This window comes from Planctomycetota bacterium, from assembly GCA_026387035.1.
In the GTDB taxonomy this organism is placed as follows: Bacteria; Planctomycetota; Phycisphaerae; order FEN-1346; family FEN-1346; genus JAPLMM01.
In genome coordinates this window covers 1-18,671 of sequence record JAPLMM010000174.1, presented here as the reverse complement: position 1 = coordinate 18,671, position 18,671 = coordinate 1, and the positions used below count along the sequence as shown (strand labels likewise).

The following is an 18,671-nucleotide window of genomic DNA, read 5'->3' as shown; positions in this document are numbered from 1 at the left end:
GCGCAAAAATAAAACCCCGCTCTTTCGAGCGGGGTTCATTTTCATCGGCGTGTTGAGTTAGCCTTCGGGGCGGCGGACGTTTTCCGCCTTGGGGCCCTTCGGGCCCTGAGTCACGTCGAACTCGACCTCATCGCCCTCGGCCAGGGTCTTGAAACCCGCGCCCTGGATTGCCGAGTAGTGGACAAAGACGTCGGTGCCAGTGTCCTGCTCGATGAAACCAAATCCCTTCTGCTCATTGAACCACTTTACCTTGCCACGAGCCATCTGATGCCACTCCTATTCCTCTTCCCGGAATCTCTGTCTGCAAGTCTGTTACCGGGAAGCCCTAACAGACCCAGGCAAATCGAACCGCACACGCGGTTCTATCCCCCGGGACCGACCCAAGGCCGACCCCGAGCGGTTTCTTTAAGAGTCTTAGTGTATCGGCATGCCGGCGGATTGTCAATACCAAATATTGCGAGATTGCCCGGATGGGCCGAAAGGGCCTACCCCCCTCCAGGACCCCTTCCAAGGGGGGTTGATTGGCCCTGGGTTCCCTGTTAGGCTTCCGACGTCCGGTTTTTTCCCGGCGGCACGGCAGCGCCCGGTCGGCGAAAGGGAAGTCGAGGATGCCGAGACTTCGGCTCATCAATCCGCGCAATCCGCTGAACGGCCTCGTGCAGAACGACGTCGCGCGCCGCGTGACGCTGGGGCGGAAGGCCATTTTCATGCCGCTCGGCCTGGCCGTCGCCGCCGGCGCCGTGCCGCGCTCCTGGAACGTCGAAATCGTGGACGAGTGCACCGGCCCCGTGCCGATTGATCGGGGCGCGGACCTGGTGGGCCTGACGGCGATGACGTGCCAGGCCCCGCGGGCGTACGAGATCGCCGACGCGTACCGCGCGCTCGGCGTGCCGGTGATTATGGGCGGCATCCACCCGTCGGCGCTGCCCGAGGAGGCGCTCGGCCACGCGACGGCCGTTGCGGTGGGCGAGGCCGAGGGAACGCTCCCCCGGATGCTGGCGGACTTCGAGGCGGGCCGCCTCGGCGGCATCTACCGGGCGGAGGGCGAGTTCCCCATCGCGACGCCGCGGCGGGACCTCCTCGCGCGCCGCGATTACCTTGTGTGGAACGCGGTCCAGATTTCGCGCGGCTGCCCGCACCGCTGCCGCTTCTGCATCACGCACGCCATGTACCGCGGCCGGTACGTCGTCCGCGACATCGAGGAAATCTGCGAGGAGATCCGCAGCCTCGGCGCGAAGTGGATCGTCTTCGCCGACGACAACATCGTCGGCAACCTGGGGTGGTCGCGGCGGTTCTTCCGCGAGTTGGCGAAACTGAAGGTCGGCTGGTGTGGCCAGGCGACCGTCACCGTCGCGCGCGACGAAAGCCTCCTCGCTCTGATGAAAAAGAGCGGCTGCCTGGGCCTCATCCTCGGCCTGGAGAGCCCCAATGCCGAGAGCCTCCGCCTGGGCAACAAGACGTACTGCGACCCGGCCGACTATATTCCTCTGATTCGCCGCCTCCAGGCCGCACGGATCGGGACGTGGGGCTCGTTCCTCTTCGGCTTCGATTGCGACACGGTCGCGTCGTGCCGCGAGTCGGTGCGTTTCGCGCGGGAGGCGCGGCTGGCGTTCGCCTGTTATCCCATCCTGACGCCGTACCCGGGGACGCCGCTCTTCGAGGAATACGCGTCGGCTGGCCGCATCCTGACGCGCGACTGGTCGAAGTACAACGGGGCGACGGTCGTCTTTCAGCCGGCGCGGATGAGCGTCGAGCAGTTGCAGAAATCTCAGATGGCTGCCTTCGGCGAGTTCTTCTCCTGGCCGAGCATTTGCGAACGCCTCAAGACCCCGCCCGCGCAGAAGGCGGGGTGGATCATGAACCTCGCCGCCAATTGGGGGTTCCGCTACTACTACCGCCGGCAGAAAAAGCGGATGCCGGACTTCCGTGACTCGGCACGCTGGCAGGCCGCCCCTATTGCTTGACCTCGACCTTGCAGCGGAGGCGCCGCGCGATGAGGCGGTCCAAGTCATACGTTTGCCGCGCCGTCTCCAGCAACTCGACCCAGTTAATCTCCTGTTTGCCGCTCAGGACCGTTCGGCCATTGGCAAGGACCGTCATCGGGCGGCCGAAATCCATCTGCTCGGCGCCGATCGCGATCTCAACTTCTTCCAGATTCCTGGCAAAGACGACGAGCGAGTTTTCCTCGGCCTTCCGCAGGCCGCGCAGTTCGAAACTCAGCCGCTGGTACGTCCGGCAAAGGGCCTGCGCGAGGTCGGCCTTGCTTGCGACGCTGACGCGCGGGAGGGCCTTGAAGTCGAAATCCTCGCGTGCGGCAACCGTCGCGCGGACGAAGTACGCCCGGCCTTCCCAGAGACGGTGGAAGAACAGGCGGAACTCGCCCGGGAAAGGTTCTCGCCGCGCGGCCGTGAAAAACGTGCGGATGCGTGCGGCGTCGAGGTTGAGGTTGTGGCCCTGGCCGGGGTACTCGATGGGCTCGAACTTGGCGGCCCCGAGTCGCTTCAGTTCCGCGGCCGCCTGGCGCGAGAACGTGTTGATGCCCTGTTTCTGGCCGGGCTCGATATCATTCTCGCCCCAGTGGGCCTGGATTGTGAGGCCGAGCACGTTCGGCGCGTAGAGAATGGGGCTGGCCCACGGGGCCTCGGTGAGCGGCCATGAGGCGATGGGGACCGCGCCGGCCCACTCGCCCGGCGAGAAGAGGATCGTCCCCCACACTGTGTAGCCGCCCTTCGACACGCCGATGAGGACGACCCGATTGGAGTCCACGTTCGCGCGGCGGCGGACGTCCTGGAGGACGCGCAAGGGATAGTCCGTCATCATCCGGCTGACGGTGTAAATGCCTTCCTGCGGCGCTTGGGGACAGGCGAGGAGGTATCGGCCGGCGTCGTCGCCGAGGAGATTCTCGAGCGTGGCCAGGAACCCTTCGCCGTTGCCGCCCGCTCCGTGAAGGCCGATGACGAGGGGCCAGGCGCGGCCGGCGTCGGACGCGTAGCCGGCCGGAACGCGGAGACAATAGTTGACGGCGGGCACGACGGCGTCGCCTTCGGTCTTAAGGGTGTGCCGGCCGGGCGCGAGCGATGGAAACGCGGCGGCCTGATGAAGAAGCGTCCGGACGGCGTCCCAGGACTTGGGCGCGGCCGCGCCGAACTCGGCGGCGAGGCGGGCGCGTTCGGCCGCGTCCGGGGCCGCGAAGAACCCGCGGAGAGTGCGGACGGCCGGGTCGGCGTCCGGCGCGGTCGCGACCGGTGCTTCGGCGCGAAGCGCTGGGCCACACGCGACCAGGACGCCCATCGCTACGAGCCATTGAGCGACCCATGGCATGGGGCATCCTCTCTGCCGGGTGCGCGTTCTGCTTAAGTATTTCCCGGCTTGCCGACCTGGCCTTCCTGCCGGGGCCGGATGGGGCTTAAAGATTCCTTGCACTGGGTGCAGCCGAGTTTCATCGGGCTGCCTTCTCGGCGAGCGGCCCAACGGCAGGCGTTCGTGAGGACCCGCTGGACGTTCGCGTCGTAGTAGATCGGGTACGTCTCGTGGCCGGGGCGGAAGTAGAAGACCTTGCCCTTGCCGCGGCGCCAGCAGCATCCGCTGCGGAAGACGTCGCCGCCTTCGCAGAGGAGCGGGACCGGCTGCCGTCACGGCTGCGGCGGGCCGGCCGCGACGATGCTGATGAACTTATAGAGGATCAGGCCGACCATGACGATCAGGTACACCCGCAGAAAGTACAGGGCGAACGTGGTCATCCGTGTCATCTGGACGCGCGGCATAAAACACCTCAGGTTCTGGAGTAGGAACTGATGCCCTTGATGATATCGTTGTGATGGATGATGCCCACCAGGTGATCCTGGGCGTCGACCACCGGGATCGTCCGGTAGTGGTATCTGCCGAACAGTTCCTCCAGGTCGCTGCGCGTATCGTCCTCCTCGGCGGAGACGACCGGCGCGACCAGGATATCGCCCAGCGTCAGGTGCTCGGGCGACAGGACCACCTGCCTCAGGTCCGCCACGCCCAGCAGCGAGTTCTCCGGGCCGCTCACGACGTAGATGTACGAAATGCCGTGGTACTCTCGGCCCGAGGACCGGAGGGTGCCCAGGACGTGGCCGATCTTGGCGTCCTTCCCCATGGCCAGGTAGTCCGTCGACATCAAGGCCCGCGCGGTCGCCTCGCGCTTGGTGAGGATGGGGCGAATGCGTGTGGCCTGCTCGGGCGGCAGGAGCGACATCATCTTCATCATGTCGTCGTGGGGGAGGACGGAGAAGAGGTCGGCGAGTTGCGGCACGGACATTTCGGAGAGGATCGTCCGGGCGCGTTCCCGGCGGAGGCTGGCGATCAGTTGCCGCTGGGCGCGCGGCTCGGCGTGGCCGAGGGCGTGGGCGGCCTTCCCGGAGTCGAGGGCCGAGAACAGGGCCTGCTGCTCGCGGCCCGAGAGTTCCTCGAGCGCGTCGGCCAGGTCCTCGCTCGGCAGTTCGTGGATGCGATTGCGCGGGATCGAGAGCGAGACCGTGTCGGTGGCCCGGTCCTCGACCGACAGCGGCTGCACGTAACGCCACGAGATGAAGCGGTCCTTCCGCCACGTCAGCCGCTTGAGGTGCCAGCGGCGCAGAAACCCGTTGAACGAAACGTCGACGTGAACGATGATCATGCGCCCTTGCGATTCCATCAAGTCCACGTCGTTGACGACCTCGGTGCGCCGGCCGTCCATGTCGAGGATCGTCTGCCCCATCAGGTGCTCGTTCACGAGGAGGTACCCCGGCTGGTCGGCGAAGGGCGGGTACGGTCCGCCGCCCTCGTGCGGCCGGACGAAGATGGCGTCGTCGTCGATCTTCACGACCTTCTCGTACGGGACGAACTCCGAGGGCCGGCCCCAGCCGTGGTCAATGTAGAGGCCGACGGCCTCGGGGTAGGGCTCGGCGATGCGGAACACCAGGTCGGTCAGCCGCCCGATGCGGTCGGTGATCTTGCCGGCGCAGACGCGCCGCCCGAGGAGTTCCGAGAAGTAGAACGTCTGGAAGTCCTTGACCCCAAGGGCAACCTCGGACGTCTTCGCGGTTCGGATGTTGGGCGGGTCGGTCATGGAACGTCTCCGGAACCAGGCGATCCCTGGAAGAGGTTGGTAATGGCGTACGCCACCGACATGCCGATGACGAAGACGACGATGCTCCAGTTGGCGATGTTCTGCCACCGCGTGTTGGTGTGCTCGCCCATGAGGGGCTTGTCGTTCAGGAGGAGGATGAGGAACACCAGTGCCGCCGGCAGGAGCGTCACGGCCACGACCTGCACGAAGATGGTGATGGCGTTCTGGACGTCGATGCGCGCGATGAGCGACACCACGCCGGCCGAAAGGAGCATGGCCGCGTACGCCATGTAGAACCACGGCGCCTCGCGGACCCCTTTGTTCAGGGAGTGGGCCCAGCCGAAGACCTCGCCGAGGGCCCAGGAGGTGGCGAGCGAGATGCACAGCGCGCCCAGCAGGCCGGCGTCGAACAGGCCGATGGCAAACAGCACCTTGGCCCACTTGCCCCAATCGCCGTCGGGCAGGACCTCGGGCATCTTGGAGGCGGTTTCGGCCGCCGACTCGACCACGATCTGCCCGCCCGGGTGGTAGAAGAACGCCGCGGCGGTGGCGACGATGATGAACACGGCCACGGCGCACGTCAAGAAGGCGCCCGCGAACGTGTCGATCTTGCCGTACTTGATGTCGCGGACGTCCACGCCCTTGTCCACGACGGCCGATTGCTGGAAGAAGATCTGCCAGGGCGTGATCGTGGTTCCGATGTTGGCCATGATCAGGGTGAGCAGGGCGGCCACCCCGAGGCCGCTGGCTTGCTGGAACTGCGGGTTGTAGAATCCCCGGGCCACCGCGCTCCATCCCTCGGCCACGTTGCCGGTTTGCATGGCCCAGATCGCGGCCGGGATGTAGACGAGGTTGAAGAGGCAGAAGAAGAGGGTGATCTTCTCAAACGTCCAGTACCGGCCGGTGATGACGATCACCGTCAGCAGGGCCGTCACGCCCAGGAAGGTGACCCATTCGGGAATGTGGAACAGTCTCATGGCCTGCGTCATGCCGATGTACTCGGTCACGAGGGTCAGCCAGTTAATGAGCGCCAGGTCAAAGATGGAGAACCATCCCCAGAACTTGCCGAAGCCGTCGAAGATGGCCTCCGCGTGGCCGCGCTTCGTCACCGCGCCCAGGCGCACCGTCATCTCCTGGACATAGTAAGCCATCGGCACCAGGAGGATGAAGGCCCAAAGGAGGCAGAAGCCGGTCTTGGCGCCCGTCTGGGCATACGTCGATATGCCGCCGGCGTCGTTGTCGGCGATCATCGTGATGATCCCCGGCCCAAGGACGGCCAGGAAGATCGCCGACCGGCGGCTCAAACGGCTCAGGCGATGGATGCTTTTCGAGATTCAGTACACGGGTGAAGCGCCTCGTCTGTGCGTGTTTTCCCCCGCGCCACAATCATCCTATTGTCACCAGCGGGGCTTTATCGTACACTTAAAAAATTCCGTGTTTAGAGAAAAACGCAAAGGAGGTGCCGTGTGATGAGATTTCTCGTGAACCGTGGCCGCGGGCCGTGGCCCGCGGTCGTCGTGGCCGCCGCCCTGGCGATGGTCGGCGCGGCCGGATGCGACAGGACAGCCGCCCCCGCCAACCAACAAAAGGAGAAAACCGTGGCCGGACCGCTCCCGCTGGTGACCCTCCAGACCACCAAGGGCAACATCGTTTTGGAACTCGCCGAGGACGACGCGCCCAACACGGTGGCCAACTTCGTCAGCCTCGCCGAGAAAGGGTTCTACAACGGCGTCACGTTCCACCGCGTCATCGCGGACTTCATGATCCAGGGCGGCGACCCGACGGGCACCGGGCGCGGCGGGCCGGGATACGTCATCGCCGACGAGTTCAGCCCGCACCTCAAGCACGCGCGCGGGGTCATTTCGATGGCCAACGCCGGACCGAACACCGGCGGCAGCCAGTTCTTCATCACGCACGTTCCGTGCCCGCAGTTGGACGGCAAGCACGCCGTCTTCGGCCGGGTCATCGAGGGAATGGACGTCGTGGATTCCATCCGCCAGGGCGACCGCATCGAGAAGGTCACCGTGGACCGCAAACGCGACCACCCGTACAAGCCGACAATCCTCCGCGGACGCTAGCACCGGCGGGCTGCTCCTCCGCCTCTCTCGCCCGATGCCGCCGGGCGGCGAATTCCGCTGCAATTCTGCGCCGGGGCAATCGTTTGACATGCACAGAGTCCCAGTGCGCGACTAGGGCCGAAGCATTGTGGGGAGAGCGAGTCATGCAAACACGCGGCTGGAGTGTGTGCGTTGCGATGACGTTGCTGGCGGCCGGTTGGGCGAGCGGCCAGGTTGCATCCTCGAAGTTCGACCTGCAGGGGCTGCGCGAGAGCGCCGGTCCCGCCGTCTGCCGCATCACCGTGGAGAACGCCTGGGGCATCCCCCAGGCCGTGGTCTCGGGGTTCCTTCTGGGTGAAGGCCGGTTCGTTGTGACCGACCTTGGAGCGGTGGCGCATCGCGGTGCCGCGCGGGCGAGGCTCCTGTTTTCGGACGGGGCCGAGGCCGCGGCCACCCGGTTTGGCCTGGCCGATCCGGCGCTGGGCCTGGCGGCCCTTCGGGTGGACGCCGAGGAACCGTCGCATCGCGGCCTGAGTCTGGCCCCCTCCCTGCCTCCGCTCGACGGGGTCGCACCTGTGGGCGTCATCGGCTGGCCGTGGGGCAAGCAGTTGGAGGCCGCGACCGGCCGCGTGCGCCGAGGACCGGACATCCGGGAGGTGGCCAGCCGGTCTAACCTCCAGACGCCCGAGGGCATCGACGCGTTCCTGCGGATCGAGGGAGCCCGGCTGAGTGCGGTCAGCGGGTCGCCGGTGGTGGATGGGTCCGGGACGGTCCTGGCGGTGCGGCTCGACGTGGCGGCGCCCGGACTGGTCCTGACGCTGGCCATGCCAGCCGTGTCGCTTCGGCAGTCGCTTCTGTCGGCCGAGCCGAAGTTGAAACCGCTGTCGGACCTTCCCCGGCCGCTTTGGCCGGTTGACATCTTGCGTCTGCCGGGCGTCCCGCCGACCCCGGCCGAGTTCCTCCGCACCACCCAGACGGTCAAGACGGCTATCACCTGCGGGCGGTGCCAAGGGACAGGGAAGATCAAGATGGGTTGGGGCTGGTTCGAGCGGAGCGACGCGCGGTGCGAGGCCTGCCAAGGCGCGGGCATCGCCGTCCGGGCGGAAGACTTCGACAAACTTGCCCCATGGGCCGAGGAGGGCGCACGCGCCGTCTGGTCGGCGGGCCAGGACGGGCGGTCCCGGGCGGCGGTCCGGACGATGGGGGCGGAGGTCCTGAAGTCGCTGGCGGCCGTCGGGCGCAACTTCCAGTTGCTGTTCGGCTCCGAGGGGGTGGACCTCGTGAAGTTCCCGCCCGCCATGCCGCACGGCATCGTCCTGTACTGTCGCGTCGCGGAGTCGGTTGACGGACCCGACGGGCGGTACCTGTTTTTGGAATCGGTGAACACGCCGACCCTGGCGGCCGTCCGGGTCGACGACCTGGTGGGGCATGATGACATGGGTCCGACCGCCGGCCGGTCGGAGCCAAAGGTCGGTACCTGGTTCGCCCTCGCCGGGGCCGTCCTGTCGCGGTTCGACACGGGCGAGCGCCGCGGCGTCTTCGTGCTTCCCTTCGAGTGGGCGTCTTATCAGCCCGTCGCGGCCGAGCCGGGTCGCGAGGGCAATCGCCGCCCCGGTGGCGGCGGCGGGCGTGAGCCGGGCCGGGATCCGGGACGCGGGCCCCGGGGCGCCCCCGGGCGCTGACGCTTCCGGGCCGACGATCCTCCACAGGCGGCAGCGCCGTTTCCCCGCAGGGAATATTCCCCCTTTTGCCGGACATCGAGGCGCTTGCTCCCGGCGCGGGAGCAGGCTATAATCGCGGATGCATTATCCGTTATCGGGCAGGCTGAATCATTGGAGGTGCGATCATGCTCCTGGCGATTCTTCGGCTCTTATTCCTTCTGGCGATGGCGGGAATCGGCCTGCTGTTCGGGCGGGCCCTCGCGCCGCCGGACGAGCGACTCGCGATTCCCCAGTTGCCGCTCTACATGATGCTCGCCTTCATGGGGGCGGCCGTCGTCGTCATCGGCCTGGACGTGGCGCTGAGACGAAAGAACATCAGCCTCGTCTCGGCCGTGTTCTTCGGCCTCGTGGTGGGTCTGGTGGTCACGATCCTTCTGGGGCCCGTGGTGGACATCACGGTCTGGATCCCCGAGAAGGCCCGCGAGCCGGTCAAAGTCGGGATTGCGGTGATCACTTCGTACCTGGCGATCTCGCTCATCCTCCAGACGAAGGACGATTTCCGCTTCATCATTCCCTACATCGAGTTTGCCAAGCAGCAGAAGGGCGGGCGCCCGCTCTTGCTGGACACCAGCGCCGTCATTGACGGCCGCATCGCCGACGTCGCTGAGACGCGCTTTCTCGATTCGCCCCTCGTCGTCCCGCGGTTCGTCCTGACGGAACTTCAGGCGGTCGCCGATTCGACGGACCGGCTGAAGCGGAACCGCGGCCGGCGGGGCCTGGACATCCTGAACCGCCTCCAGTCGATGGCCCACGTGGACATCAGCATCCAGGAGAGCCCCGTGCCCGCCCAGGCGGGCGACGGCGTGGACCAGAGGCTCGTCGCCATGGCCGCCAGCGTCTCCGGACGCATCGTCACCAACGACTTCAACCTCAACAAGGTGGCGAAGGTGAGCGGCATCGAGGTGATTAACCTGAACGACCTGGCGAACGCCCTGAAGCCCGCTTTCCTGCCGGGCGAAACCGTCGAAGTCGCCGTCATCAAGCCTGGCCAGGAGGGCGGCCAGGGCGTCGGATATCTCGAGGACGGGACCATGATCGTGGTCGAGGACGGCGAAAAAAGCATCGGACAGGCCGTCACCATCACCGTGACGAGCGTTCTGCCGACGAGCGCCGGCCGCATTATCTTCGGCCGGATTGAGCCTCTCCAGGAAGGCCTGAACCGGCGGAGGCCCGGCGGAGGGAGCCCGCGATGAGGTGCGGGCGTTCCGAGCGCCGCGCGTGTCCCGGCGTGCCCGCCGGAGGATCCCAAAGGTCCCCCATGCCGACCGCCACGGTCATTTTGCCCGCCGCCGGACGGGGCGCCCGTTTTGCGATGCCCGGCGGCGGAGGTCGCGCCTCGCCGGTCGGGGCGCCGGAAACGAAGGTGTTCGTCTCGCTGGCGGGCCGGCCGGTGTTGGCCCACACGCTGGATCGTTTCGCGGCCTTGGAGGCCGTCGTCGAGGTCATTGTGCCGGTGCCTCCCGAGGCGGTGGCGTGGGCGCGCGAGACGTTCGGCGAGCGTACGGCCTCGGGCCGGCCGCTGATCTTCGTGGGCGGCGGGGAGGACCGGGTCGAGAGCGTGGCCGAGGCGCTGGCCGCCTCCGACGGAAAATCGGACCTGGTGGTGATTCACGACGCGGTGCGTCCCCTCGTTCGCCGGGCGGTCGTCGAGGAGGCGATGCGCGTCGCGATGGAAAGGGGGGCCGCCGTCGTCGGCCGGCCGGTGGACCACACCGTGAAGCGCGTGTCGGACGGGCGCCTGGTGGCCGAGACCGTTCCGCGCGAGAACCTCTGGCTGGCCCAGACGCCGCAGGTCTTTCGCCGCAACGTCATCGCGCGGGCCTACGAGCGCCGCTGCCACATCGTCGGCCGGGTGACCGACGACGCCCAGTTGGTCGAAGCGATGGGCGGGTGTGTGGCGATGGTGTGCGGGGACGCGGCCAACGTGAAGATCACAACGGCCGAAGACCTTCGGCTGTGCGAGGCGCTCCTGGAGGCCGGCTGGCCTTTCGAGGGCGACGAGAGGTAAAAAACGGGGACGGGAGTCGTTTTGGCGAAAACCCGCTTGGCGTGGGCGCCAAGGCCGTTTTTTGAGAAACGACTCCCGTCCCCTTTTTTCTCGCCGCTCCACTACTGGGCCGTCGCCGGCGCCGAGCCGGACGCGAAGGAAAACCCATGCGCGAGATGCTCTTGGTGCTGCTGGCTCTGGCGACTCTAGTCGGACTGCTCGCCGCCGGATCGATCCTGGGAGGACCCGCCCCCGCTCCGCAGGATGCGGAACGTCCCTCCGGGGCTGCGCAGGCGCGGAAAGGCTGGAAACGCGTCTGGGCCGATGAGTTCGACACCACAGGCCTCCCCGACCCCAAGAAGTGGGACTACGAGGAAGGGTTTGTCCGCAATCAGGAGGCCCAGTACTACACGCGGGCCCGGTTGGAGAACGCGCGGGTCGAGGGCGGCACGCTCATCATCGAGGGACGCAAGGAAAAGTTCCCGAACCCGCAGTATCGGCCTGGGGGCAAGGGGCCGGAGGTTGCCGAGTACACGGCGGCGAGCGTGATCACGCGCGGCAAGGCGGCGTGGCGATACGGGCGGGTCGAGGTTCGGGCGAAGTTGCCCCAGGGCCGCGGCGTCTGGCCCGCCATCTGGATGCTCGGAACCAACATCGGCCAGGCGGGTTGGCCGGCCTGCGGCGAAATCGACATCATGGAATTCGTCGGCCACACGCCCGACCGCGTCCACGGCACGGTCCATTGGCGGGGCGGCGACGGCAAGCATCAATCCAGCGGCGGGAACCTGAAAGTCGAGCGGCCCTGGGACGATTTCCACGTCTATGCCGTCGAGTGGACGGACCAGCAGATGGACTTCTACTTCGATGAAACCAAGTACTTCTCGTTCCAGGTCGACAAGGCGACCGACAAGGGCGGCAACGCCTTCCGCCAGCCGCAGTACCTCCTCATCAACCTGGCCCTGGGCGGGTCCTGGGGCGGCGCCATCGACGATAAAATCTTTCCTCGGAAATATGTTATTGACTATGTTCGGGTCTACGAGCAAGCCCCGGAGAAGTAGCGCGAAGGGCGCTGTTTGAGCCGCACGCCGCCTCGAGGCTCTATTGTCCGAGCCCGTAGTCCTTGATCTTCCGGTAGAGGGTCCGCTCGCCGATCCCCAGCATCCGGGCCGCCTGCTGCCGGTTCCCGCCCGTTATCTCCAGCGTCCGCGCGATGACGATGCGTTCGGCGTCGGCGAGGCTCATGCCGGGCGTGAAACCGTCGGCTTCCGTCTCCTGGCCGCTTGGGTGAATCTCCGGCGGAATGTCCTCGACCTGAAGCGTTTCGTGCGGCGCGAGGAGAATCATCGTTTCGAGCGTGTTGATGAGTTCGCGGATGTTGCCCGGCCAGTCGTAGGCGGCGAGGGCCCGCTGGGCCTCTGGCGTGATGCCGGCGACGTTTTTTCCGTGTTCGCGCGCGATCTGGCGGATGTAGTGCTCCGTCAGCAGCGGGATGTCTTCCCGACGCTGGCGCAGGGCCGGCAACGCGACGCGCACGACGCGGAGGCGAAAATAGAGGTCCTCGCGGAACTTCCCGCGCTTGACGAGTTCGTCGAGGTCCTGGTTCGTGGCGCTCAGGAGGCGGACGTCGACTTTTCGCGGCTCGTTGGAGCCGACGCGCACGATTTCGCCGTCCTCCAGGACGCGCAAGAGTTTGATCTGCGTCGAGACGGGCATATCGCTGACCTCGTCGAGGAAGAGCGTCCCGCCGTCGGCGTGCTCGAAGCGGCCCTTGCGCCGCATGACGGCCCCGGTGAAGGCGCCCTTCTCGTGGCCGAAGAGTTCGCTCTCGAGGATCCCTTCGCTGAGGGCCGCACAGTTGAGCGCGACGAAGTTCTTTCCCTTTCGGCGCGAGTTGGTGTGCAGGGCCTTGGCCACCAGTTCCTTGCCCGTGCCGCTCTCGCCTTCAATCAGGACCGTCGCGTCGGTCGGGGCGACCTGTCGGCAGGTCTGGATGACGCGTTGCATGGCCGCCGAGTGGCCGATGATCCCCTCGAATCCGAACCGCTCGTCCAACTGGGCCGACAGTTGCTCCGTGCGACGCAGGAGCCGCCGGTGCTCCAGCGCCTTGGCGACGCGGTCCCTCAGTTCGCCGATGTTGAGCGGCTTGGTGATGTAATCGCTGGCGCCCTGGCGGATGGCCTGGACGGCCGTCTCGATCGTCCCGTGGCCGGTGACCATGAGGACCTCGGCCGCGGGGTCGATCCGCTTCGCGTGCCGGAGCACCTCCATCCCGTCGAGGTGCTGCATGACGAGGTCGGTGACGACGAGGTCGAAGTCGTCGGCGTCGAGGCTTGCGATCGCCCGGCGCGGGTCGGTGACGACGACGCACGTGTGTCCGACGCGCTGGAGCGCTTCGGCCATGGCGTCGGCCTGGGGGCGGTCGTCCTCGACGATGAGGATTCGGCCACGGTCGGGTTCGCCAGATTCAGCCATCGGTCGGTGTCCCACCTGTACAAGGTTATTTCAACGCAGAGAACGCAGAGAACGCAGAGACCGCGGAGAAAAGATTTTTCTTTTTGATTTCTTTGAATCTGTTCTCTGCGCCCTCTGCGTTCTCTGCGTTAAGAACACGGCATCTCGGCGGCGGGGAGCCAGAGGGTGAATCGCGTGCCGCGCCCCGGTTCGCTGTGGACCTCCAGCGTGCCGCCGTGTTCCTTCACGATGCGGTGGACGGTCGGCAGTCCCAGGCCCGTGCCGCCCTTGCGCGTAGAATAGTAGGGCTGGCCGATTTTGTCCAGATCCTCCGGCCGGATGCCGACGCCCGTGTCCGTCACGTGGATGCACACGCCGCGCTTCACCCGTTCCGTGCTGAGCATCAGGTCGCCGCCGTTCGGCATGGCGGCCTCGGCGTTCAGCACGAGGTTGCTGACGGCCTGCTTGATGAGGTCGGCGTCCAGGGCGACGGGCGGCAGGTTCTCCGCGAAACTCGTCCGCACCTGCACGTGCGCGCGCGCCAAACGCTCCGCGTAAAACGCCACCGCCTCCCGGACCACCGCGTTCGCGTCCTGCGCCTCCAGACGCACCTCGTGCTTGCCGGCGAAGCGGAGAAAATCGTCGAGGATCTGTTCGAGGCGTTTGGCTTCCTGGCCGATTGTCTCCAGTTTTCTCAGGATTCGCGGGTCGGCGGCGGCGCCCGGGCGCTCGAGGTCTTCCCGCAGAAGTTCCAGGTTCAGCGTCAGGGTGGAGAGAGGATTTCGGATCTCGTGGGCCAGGCCCCCCGTCAGCGTGCCGACGTAGGCCAGGTGCTCGGCCTCCCGCGCCCGCCGCTCCGAAGCGCGCGCCCGCTCCTCGGCGCGCCTGCACCAAGCAAGCGCCACCGGCGCCGCGAGCGCCAAGCCGATGACCAGCCCGATTCCGATTGCCGCCAACGGATGCACGCCCGCTCCCTCTATTTCCCGGGCTTTTTCAGTTCCGCCGCGAACGCTTCCAGGTCGTCGTATCGGATGAGCGGGCGCTTCACAGGTTCGGCCTCTTTCGGCGACAGACCCGGAGCGCGGGCGCGGCGGCTCGGCGGGGGCCGGGCATCGGGCCCGTTACTTGGCGTCGGGCTTTTTCTCTCCGGCCTCTTCCTTCAGGACGGCTTTGCGCGAGAGTTTGATGCGGCCCGAGTCGTCCACGCTGATGACCTTGACGCGGACCGTGTCGCCGATCTTTACGACGTTCTCGACCTTCTCCACGTAGCCGTCCGCCAATTCCGAGATGTGGCACATGCCGTCCGTTCCCGGCATGACCTCGACGAACGCGCCGAACGGCTTGATGGTGACGACCTTGCCGGTGTAGATGTGTCCAACCTTGACCTCGGCGGTGAGGGCGATGATGGCCTCGCGCGCCCGTTCGGCGGCGGCGGCGTCCACGCTGGAAATCGTGACCGTTCCGTCGTCCTCGATCTCGATGCGGGCGCCGGTGTCGGCCTCCAGGCCCTTGATCGTCTTGCCGCCCGGGCCGATCACCTTCCCGATCTTGTCCGGGTTGATCTTCACCTGGATGAGCCGCGGCGCGTGCTGGCTGATCTCCGCCCGCGGCGCCTGGATCGTCTCCAGCATCTTCCGCAGAATCTCAAGCCGCACCTCGCGCGCCTTCTCGAGGGCTTTTCGGCACGTTTCCAGCGTGATGGCCTGGATCTTGAGGTCCAACTGGATGCCCGTGACGCCGTTCTGCGTCCCCGCGACTTTGAAATCCATGTCGCCGACGTGGTCCTCTTCGCCCTGGATGTCCACGAGGAACAGTTCCTTGTCGCCCTCGTGGACCCGGCCGATGGAGACGCCCGCGACCGGCTGCTTGATCGGGACGCCGGCGTCCATCAGGCTGAGCGTCGCTCCACACACCGACGCCATGCTCGACGAACCGTTCGATTCCATGATGTCCGAAACGATGCGGATCGTGTAAGGGAACTCCTCGGCCAAGGGCATGACCGGCGCGAGGCTCTTCTCCGCCAGGGCTCCGTGGCCGATGTCCCGCCGGCGCGGGCCTCGCATCATCTTCGCCTCGCCCACGGAAAATGGCGGGAAGTTGTAATGCAGCATGAAGGGCTTCCGGTATTCCTCCAGCAGGCCGTCGATGATCTGCTGGTCTTCCGTTGTGCCGAGCGTCGTCACGACCATCGCCTGCGTCTCGCCCCGCGTAAAGAGCGCCGACCCGTGGGTCCGCGGCAGGACGCCGACCTCGCACGTGACCGGCCGAAGGTCGTCGAGTTTTCGCCCGTCGGTCCGCCGGCCTTCCATGAGCATCCGGTGAACCAGGCGGTCCTCCACCTGGGTCCAGGCCCGTTTGAAGTCCGGCGCGGTCCACTCCGACGCCTCGGGGTCCACGCCCAGGATCGCTTCGCAGGCGCGTTCGGCCACGTCCTTCGTCGCCTGCTGGCGGTCGATCTTCCCGTGCACCTGCTTGGCGGCCTGGAGGTCCTTGAGGAACCCCTTTTCGATCTCGGCCACGAGCGCCGACACGTCCGCCGGTTTCTCCCAATCCGCCTTCTCGACGCCGAATTTTTCGATGAGTTCCCGCTGCATCTCGATGACCGTCCGGATGCTTTCCTGGGCGAAGGCCACCGCCTCGACGATTCTTTCCTCCGGGATCTCGGCCCCTTCGCACTCCATCATGTTGACGCGGTCGTCGCAGCCGGCCACGATGAGTTCCATGGTCGCTTTTTCGCGCTGCGTGTGTGTCGGGTTCAGAACGAACTCGCCGTCCACCAGCGCCACGCGCGCCGCGCCCAGCAGGCCGTCCCACGGGATCGGCGACAAGGCCAGCGACGCGCTCGCCCCGATCATCGCCAGGAGGTCCGGATCGTTCTCCTGGTCCGCCGACAGCACCAGCGCCACCACCTGGACCTCGTCGTTGTATCCGTCGGGGAACAAGGGCCGGATGGGCCGATCGATCATCCGGCACGTGAGGGTTTCCTTGGTGGAGGGGCGTCCCTCGCGCTTGAAGAATCCGCCGGGAATCTTCCCGGCCGCATACGTGTACTCCCGGTACTCCACCGTCAGGGGGAAGAAATCGATGCCTTCCCGCGGCGCCGCCGACGTCGCCGTCACCAGCACCACCGTGTCCCCGTAACGCATCAGCACGCTGCCGCCCGCTTGCTTTGCCACCCGGCCGGTCTCGATGACCAGCGTCCGTCCCGCGATCTCTCTTTCGATTCTCACCATAGCCATTGTCCGTTCCAACCTTTCTTGTTTTCTGTCGTTCGTTCCCTTGCCGCTGCCTCTTCCGCTACAACGTTATCTCAACGCAGAGATCGCAGAGCACGCAGAGAACCGCAAAGACAGGGGAACAGCAAAACAGGCTTCTGTTTGCCGTTGTTACTCAATCCTTCCTCTGCGTTCTCCGCGTACTCTGCGTTGAAAACACCGTGTCGTTTTACCGGCGAATGCCGAGCCGCTCGATGACCGTTTGGTAGCGCTTGCGGTCGTGCAGCAGAAGGTACTTCAACAGACGGGCACGCCGGCCCACCATCTTCAAGAGACCCCGGCGGGACGAATGGTCCTTGCGGTGGGTCTTCAGGTGTTCGGTCAGGTGGCGGATGCGTTCCGTCAGGAGCGCGACCTGGACTTCCGGCGACCCTGTGTCGCCTTCGTGAGTCCGGTAGTTCTGAATCAGATCCTGCTTCACCTGCGTTGCCATGACGCCTGCTCCTTACGACACTTGGGCAACGGGAGGCGACCTCTCCCGCGCCTGCTTTCCGTTGTGCCTAGTGGTCCGCCACAGTTGAACTTGTGGGTGCCATACTTTCGCGCCGTTGCGAAAGCATGGTCATTCGCGCGTTCCTTTCCCTCTCTAACGGTCGCTTGTGCCCGCCACTTTACACCAAATGCCCCGCCAATGCAATACCCCCCTTTCCGAAAATTACCCCTGGGGGTATCTTCCCGTCGCGCTGCCCCGACCGTTGCGCGGCGTCCCGCCGGGACGCCGCGATTTCATCCCGGCGCGCCGGGATTTGGAGGGTGGCGGGTCAGCCGTCAGGCCACGGCACGCCTGCCGTGCCAGGGGAGACCCGCCACCCTTCAGTTATGAAACCAGTTCTAGCCTCTGCCCCGGCCGCGACGGGCGCGCGGGCCGGGACCTTTGCCCTTGCCGCCTCCGCCCGATGGCGCGGCGCCGGCTTGGAGCCGTTCGACCCGGATGCCGCTCGATCCGTCCACCGGGCAGACGTTCTCGCACACGCCGCACCCGATGCACCGGCACGGCAGAAGATAGGGCAGGGCGAGGGGCCGCATCTTCGGCGGCATCGTCTCCAGTTCCGCTTCCTCGGCGGGCGTCAGGCCTTCCGCCGTCGCCCTGCGGGCTATGGCGGACAGGTCCTCCTCGCGCTTCGCCTCCAGTTGCTCGTAGCGGTTGCGCCTGTCGTCGGGCATCTTGAGCCACTCGTTGTTCGCCACCTCGACGGTGCGGTGCGAGATGGCCCTCGGCGTGACGGGACACATCTCCTCGCACGTGAGGCACTCTTCGCCGCGCGCCCACGGCAGGCAGCGGTCGTGGTCGAAGACGGCGGTGCCGATCCGCCACTCATTCTTCTCGGCCCGCGCGAGGGGAGCGATCGCCCCCGTCGGGCAGACCGTCGCACAGAGGTTCGCCGGCCGGTCCTCACCCGCTTCCCCAGCATGGGCGTTGCACGTGTAGTCGCAGTAGCCGATGTTGAAGACGAACGCGGGCGTCCAGAGGCCTGCGATGCCGTTTTCGATCCCCGAGGGGTGCAGGGCGTTCGTCGGGCAGACGCGCATGCACGCGCCGCAGCGGACGCAGGCGGCCTGGAAATCGCCGTCCGGCTTTAGGGCGCCTGGCGGTCGCAGCATCGGGTTCGACTCTTCCTTCTCGCGCGAACGCCGGTCGAGGAGAAGCGCCGGCGCGAGAACCGCGCCGACCGCCGCCGACCCCAGGAACGCCCGCCGGCTCGGGCACGCGCCTGCGGCGGGCCGGACCGGCGCCGGCCGGCCGACGCCGATGTGAATCGCCTCGACGGGACACATGCTGCGCTCGCACGCATAGCAGAGGATGCATTCCTGGACGATGCTGCGATACGGTGTCCCTTCCCCGCCCGCCCTGTAGTAGAGAGTATCTCTCACTACAGGGCCCGGCTCGAACGCGCCCATCTTGCACTGCTCGCGGCACTTGTTGCACCGCACGCACTTGCTGGAGATGCGCGGACGCAGGGGGCTCGTGGAACCCACGAGGCCCAGCAGGGCCCCCAGCGGGCAGAGGTTCCGGCACCAAAACCGTTTCTGGTAGGCCTGTACGAGAAGGACCGCCAGCAGCAGGGCGACGAACGTCCATCCCCATCGCGTCGCGGCCCACCGGCCGCC

16 protein-coding genes and 1 pseudogene are annotated in these 18,671 nt (G+C 66.6%); 6 read left to right on the top strand and 11 right to left on the bottom strand.

What is annotated here, in order from left to right; translation table 11 throughout:
- Positions 1-57: 57 nt before the first annotated feature.
- A complete protein-coding gene (locus NTX40_06280) occupies positions 58-264 on the bottom strand; it encodes a cold-shock protein (GenBank protein ID MCX5648688.1) in 207 nt (68 codons plus the stop codon).
- Between the two features lie 344 nt (positions 265-608).
- On the opposite strand from NTX40_06280, the gene NTX40_06275 reads away from it, so the two are divergent.
- A complete protein-coding gene (locus NTX40_06275; protein MCX5648687.1) occupies positions 609-1,964 on the top strand; it encodes a radical SAM protein in 1,356 nt (451 codons plus the stop codon).
- On the opposite strand, the gene NTX40_06270 is transcribed toward NTX40_06275, so the two are convergent.
- From NTX40_06270 to NTX40_06250, 5 genes and pseudogenes are all read right to left on the bottom strand, one after another.
- Positions 1,954-3,321 (bottom strand): hypothetical protein, encoded by a 1,368-nt coding sequence (locus tag NTX40_06270; GenBank protein MCX5648686.1) that lies wholly within the window; start codon positions 3,319-3,321, stop codon positions 1,954-1,956. The genes NTX40_06275 and NTX40_06270 overlap by 11 nt on opposite strands.
- 32 nt (positions 3,322-3,353) lie before the next feature.
- Positions 3,354-3,608: pseudogene (locus tag NTX40_06265) on the bottom strand (ThuA domain-containing protein).
- A gap of 24 nt (positions 3,609-3,632) precedes the next feature.
- Positions 3,633-3,764, bottom strand: a complete 132-nt coding sequence (locus NTX40_06260; GenBank protein MCX5648685.1) for a hypothetical protein — start codon at positions 3,762-3,764, stop codon at positions 3,633-3,635.
- Positions 3,765-3,772: 8 nt separating this feature from the next.
- Complete coding sequence (locus NTX40_06255) at positions 3,773-5,071, bottom strand: CBS domain-containing protein (protein ID MCX5648684.1); 1,299 nt, start codon at positions 5,069-5,071, stop codon at positions 3,773-3,775.
- Positions 5,068-6,375 carry a divalent metal cation transporter gene (locus tag NTX40_06250; protein MCX5648683.1) on the bottom strand — a complete coding sequence of 436 codons (1,308 nt, stop codon included), beginning with the start codon at positions 6,373-6,375 and terminating at the stop codon, positions 5,068-5,070. The genes NTX40_06255 and NTX40_06250 overlap by 4 nt, the downstream gene beginning before the upstream one ends.
- A gap of 294 nt (positions 6,376-6,669) precedes the next feature.
- Here NTX40_06250 and NTX40_06245 point away from each other — a divergent pair, with 294 nt between their 5' ends.
- The 5 genes from NTX40_06245 to NTX40_06225 all read left to right on the top strand — a co-directional run bounded on the left by NTX40_06245 (position 6,670) and on the right by NTX40_06225 (position 11,894).
- Entirely contained in the window at positions 6,670-7,149 is a 480-nt protein-coding gene (locus tag NTX40_06245) for a peptidylprolyl isomerase (GenBank protein ID MCX5648682.1), read from the top strand.
- Positions 7,150-7,292: 143 nt separating this feature from the next.
- Positions 7,293-8,810, top strand: a complete 1,518-nt coding sequence (locus NTX40_06240; GenBank protein MCX5648681.1) for a trypsin-like peptidase domain-containing protein — start codon at positions 7,293-7,295, stop codon at positions 8,808-8,810.
- A gap of 164 nt (positions 8,811-8,974) precedes the next feature.
- Positions 8,975-10,042, top strand: a complete 1,068-nt coding sequence (locus tag NTX40_06235) for a TRAM domain-containing protein (GenBank protein MCX5648680.1) — start codon at positions 8,975-8,977, stop codon at positions 10,040-10,042.
- A 65-nt stretch (positions 10,043-10,107) separates the two neighbouring features.
- Positions 10,108-10,857, top strand: a complete 750-nt coding sequence (ispD, locus tag NTX40_06230) for a 2-C-methyl-D-erythritol 4-phosphate cytidylyltransferase (GenBank protein MCX5648679.1) — start codon at positions 10,108-10,110, stop codon at positions 10,855-10,857.
- 146 nt (positions 10,858-11,003) lie between these two features.
- Entirely contained in the window at positions 11,004-11,894 is an 891-nt protein-coding gene (locus NTX40_06225) for a glycoside hydrolase family 16 protein (protein ID MCX5648678.1), read from the top strand.
- Between the two features lie 40 nt (positions 11,895-11,934).
- Here the strand turns inward: NTX40_06225 and NTX40_06220 are convergent, their stop codons facing one another.
- The 5 genes from NTX40_06220 to NTX40_06200 all read right to left on the bottom strand — a co-directional run.
- Positions 11,935-13,308: a sigma-54 dependent transcriptional regulator gene (locus NTX40_06220; GenBank protein ID MCX5648677.1), complete on the bottom strand. Its 1,374-nt coding sequence runs from the start codon at positions 13,306-13,308 to the stop codon at positions 11,935-11,937.
- 128 nt (positions 13,309-13,436) lie between these two features.
- Positions 13,437-14,243: an ATP-binding protein gene (locus NTX40_06215; GenBank protein MCX5648676.1), complete on the bottom strand. Its 807-nt coding sequence runs from the start codon at positions 14,241-14,243 to the stop codon at positions 13,437-13,439.
- A 165-nt stretch (positions 14,244-14,408) separates the two neighbouring features.
- Complete coding sequence (gene pnp / locus NTX40_06210) at positions 14,409-16,520, bottom strand: polyribonucleotide nucleotidyltransferase (protein ID MCX5648675.1); 2,112 nt, start codon at positions 16,518-16,520, stop codon at positions 14,409-14,411.
- 211 nt (positions 16,521-16,731) lie between these two features.
- A complete protein-coding gene (rpsO, locus tag NTX40_06205; protein MCX5648674.1) occupies positions 16,732-16,995 on the bottom strand; it encodes a 30S ribosomal protein S15 in 264 nt (87 codons plus the stop codon).
- A gap of 398 nt (positions 16,996-17,393) precedes the next feature.
- A partial coding sequence (locus tag NTX40_06200) for a 4Fe-4S binding protein (protein ID MCX5648673.1) occupies positions 17,394-18,671 on the bottom strand: 1,278 nt, incomplete at its 5' end.

What these genes read in the sequence shown, in the direction of transcription:
- NTX40_06255 (MCX5648684.1), bottom strand. Translation starts at nt 5,071, where the DNA reads ATGACCGACCCGCCCAACATCCGAACCGCGAAGACGTCCGAGGTTGCC.
- NTX40_06240 (MCX5648681.1), top strand. Translation starts at nt 7,293, where the DNA reads ATGCAAACACGCGGCTGGAGTGTGTGCGTTGCGATGACGTTGCTGGCG.
- ispD (MCX5648679.1), top strand. Translation starts at nt 10,108, where the DNA reads ATGCCGACCGCCACGGTCATTTTGCCCGCCGCCGGACGGGGCGCCCGT.
- NTX40_06260 (MCX5648685.1), bottom strand. Translation starts at nt 3,764, where the DNA reads ATGCCGCGCGTCCAGATGACACGGATGACCACGTTCGCCCTGTACTTT.
- pnp (MCX5648675.1), bottom strand. Translation starts at nt 16,520, where the DNA reads ATGGTGAGAATCGAAAGAGAGATCGCGGGACGGACGCTGGTCATCGAG.
- rpsO (MCX5648674.1), bottom strand. Translation starts at nt 16,995, where the DNA reads ATGGCAACGCAGGTGAAGCAGGATCTGATTCAGAACTACCGGACTCAC.
- NTX40_06275 (MCX5648687.1), top strand. Translation starts at nt 609, where the DNA reads ATGCCGAGACTTCGGCTCATCAATCCGCGCAATCCGCTGAACGGCCTC.
- NTX40_06220 (MCX5648677.1), bottom strand. Translation starts at nt 13,308, where the DNA reads ATGGCTGAATCTGGCGAACCCGACCGTGGCCGAATCCTCATCGTCGAG.
- NTX40_06270 (MCX5648686.1), bottom strand. Translation starts at nt 3,321, where the DNA reads ATGCCATGGGTCGCTCAATGGCTCGTAGCGATGGGCGTCCTGGTCGCG.
- NTX40_06235 (MCX5648680.1), top strand. Translation starts at nt 8,975, where the DNA reads ATGCTCCTGGCGATTCTTCGGCTCTTATTCCTTCTGGCGATGGCGGGA.
- NTX40_06280 (MCX5648688.1), bottom strand. Translation starts at nt 264, where the DNA reads ATGGCTCGTGGCAAGGTAAAGTGGTTCAATGAGCAGAAGGGATTTGGT.
- NTX40_06225 (MCX5648678.1), top strand. Translation starts at nt 11,004, where the DNA reads ATGCGCGAGATGCTCTTGGTGCTGCTGGCTCTGGCGACTCTAGTCGGA.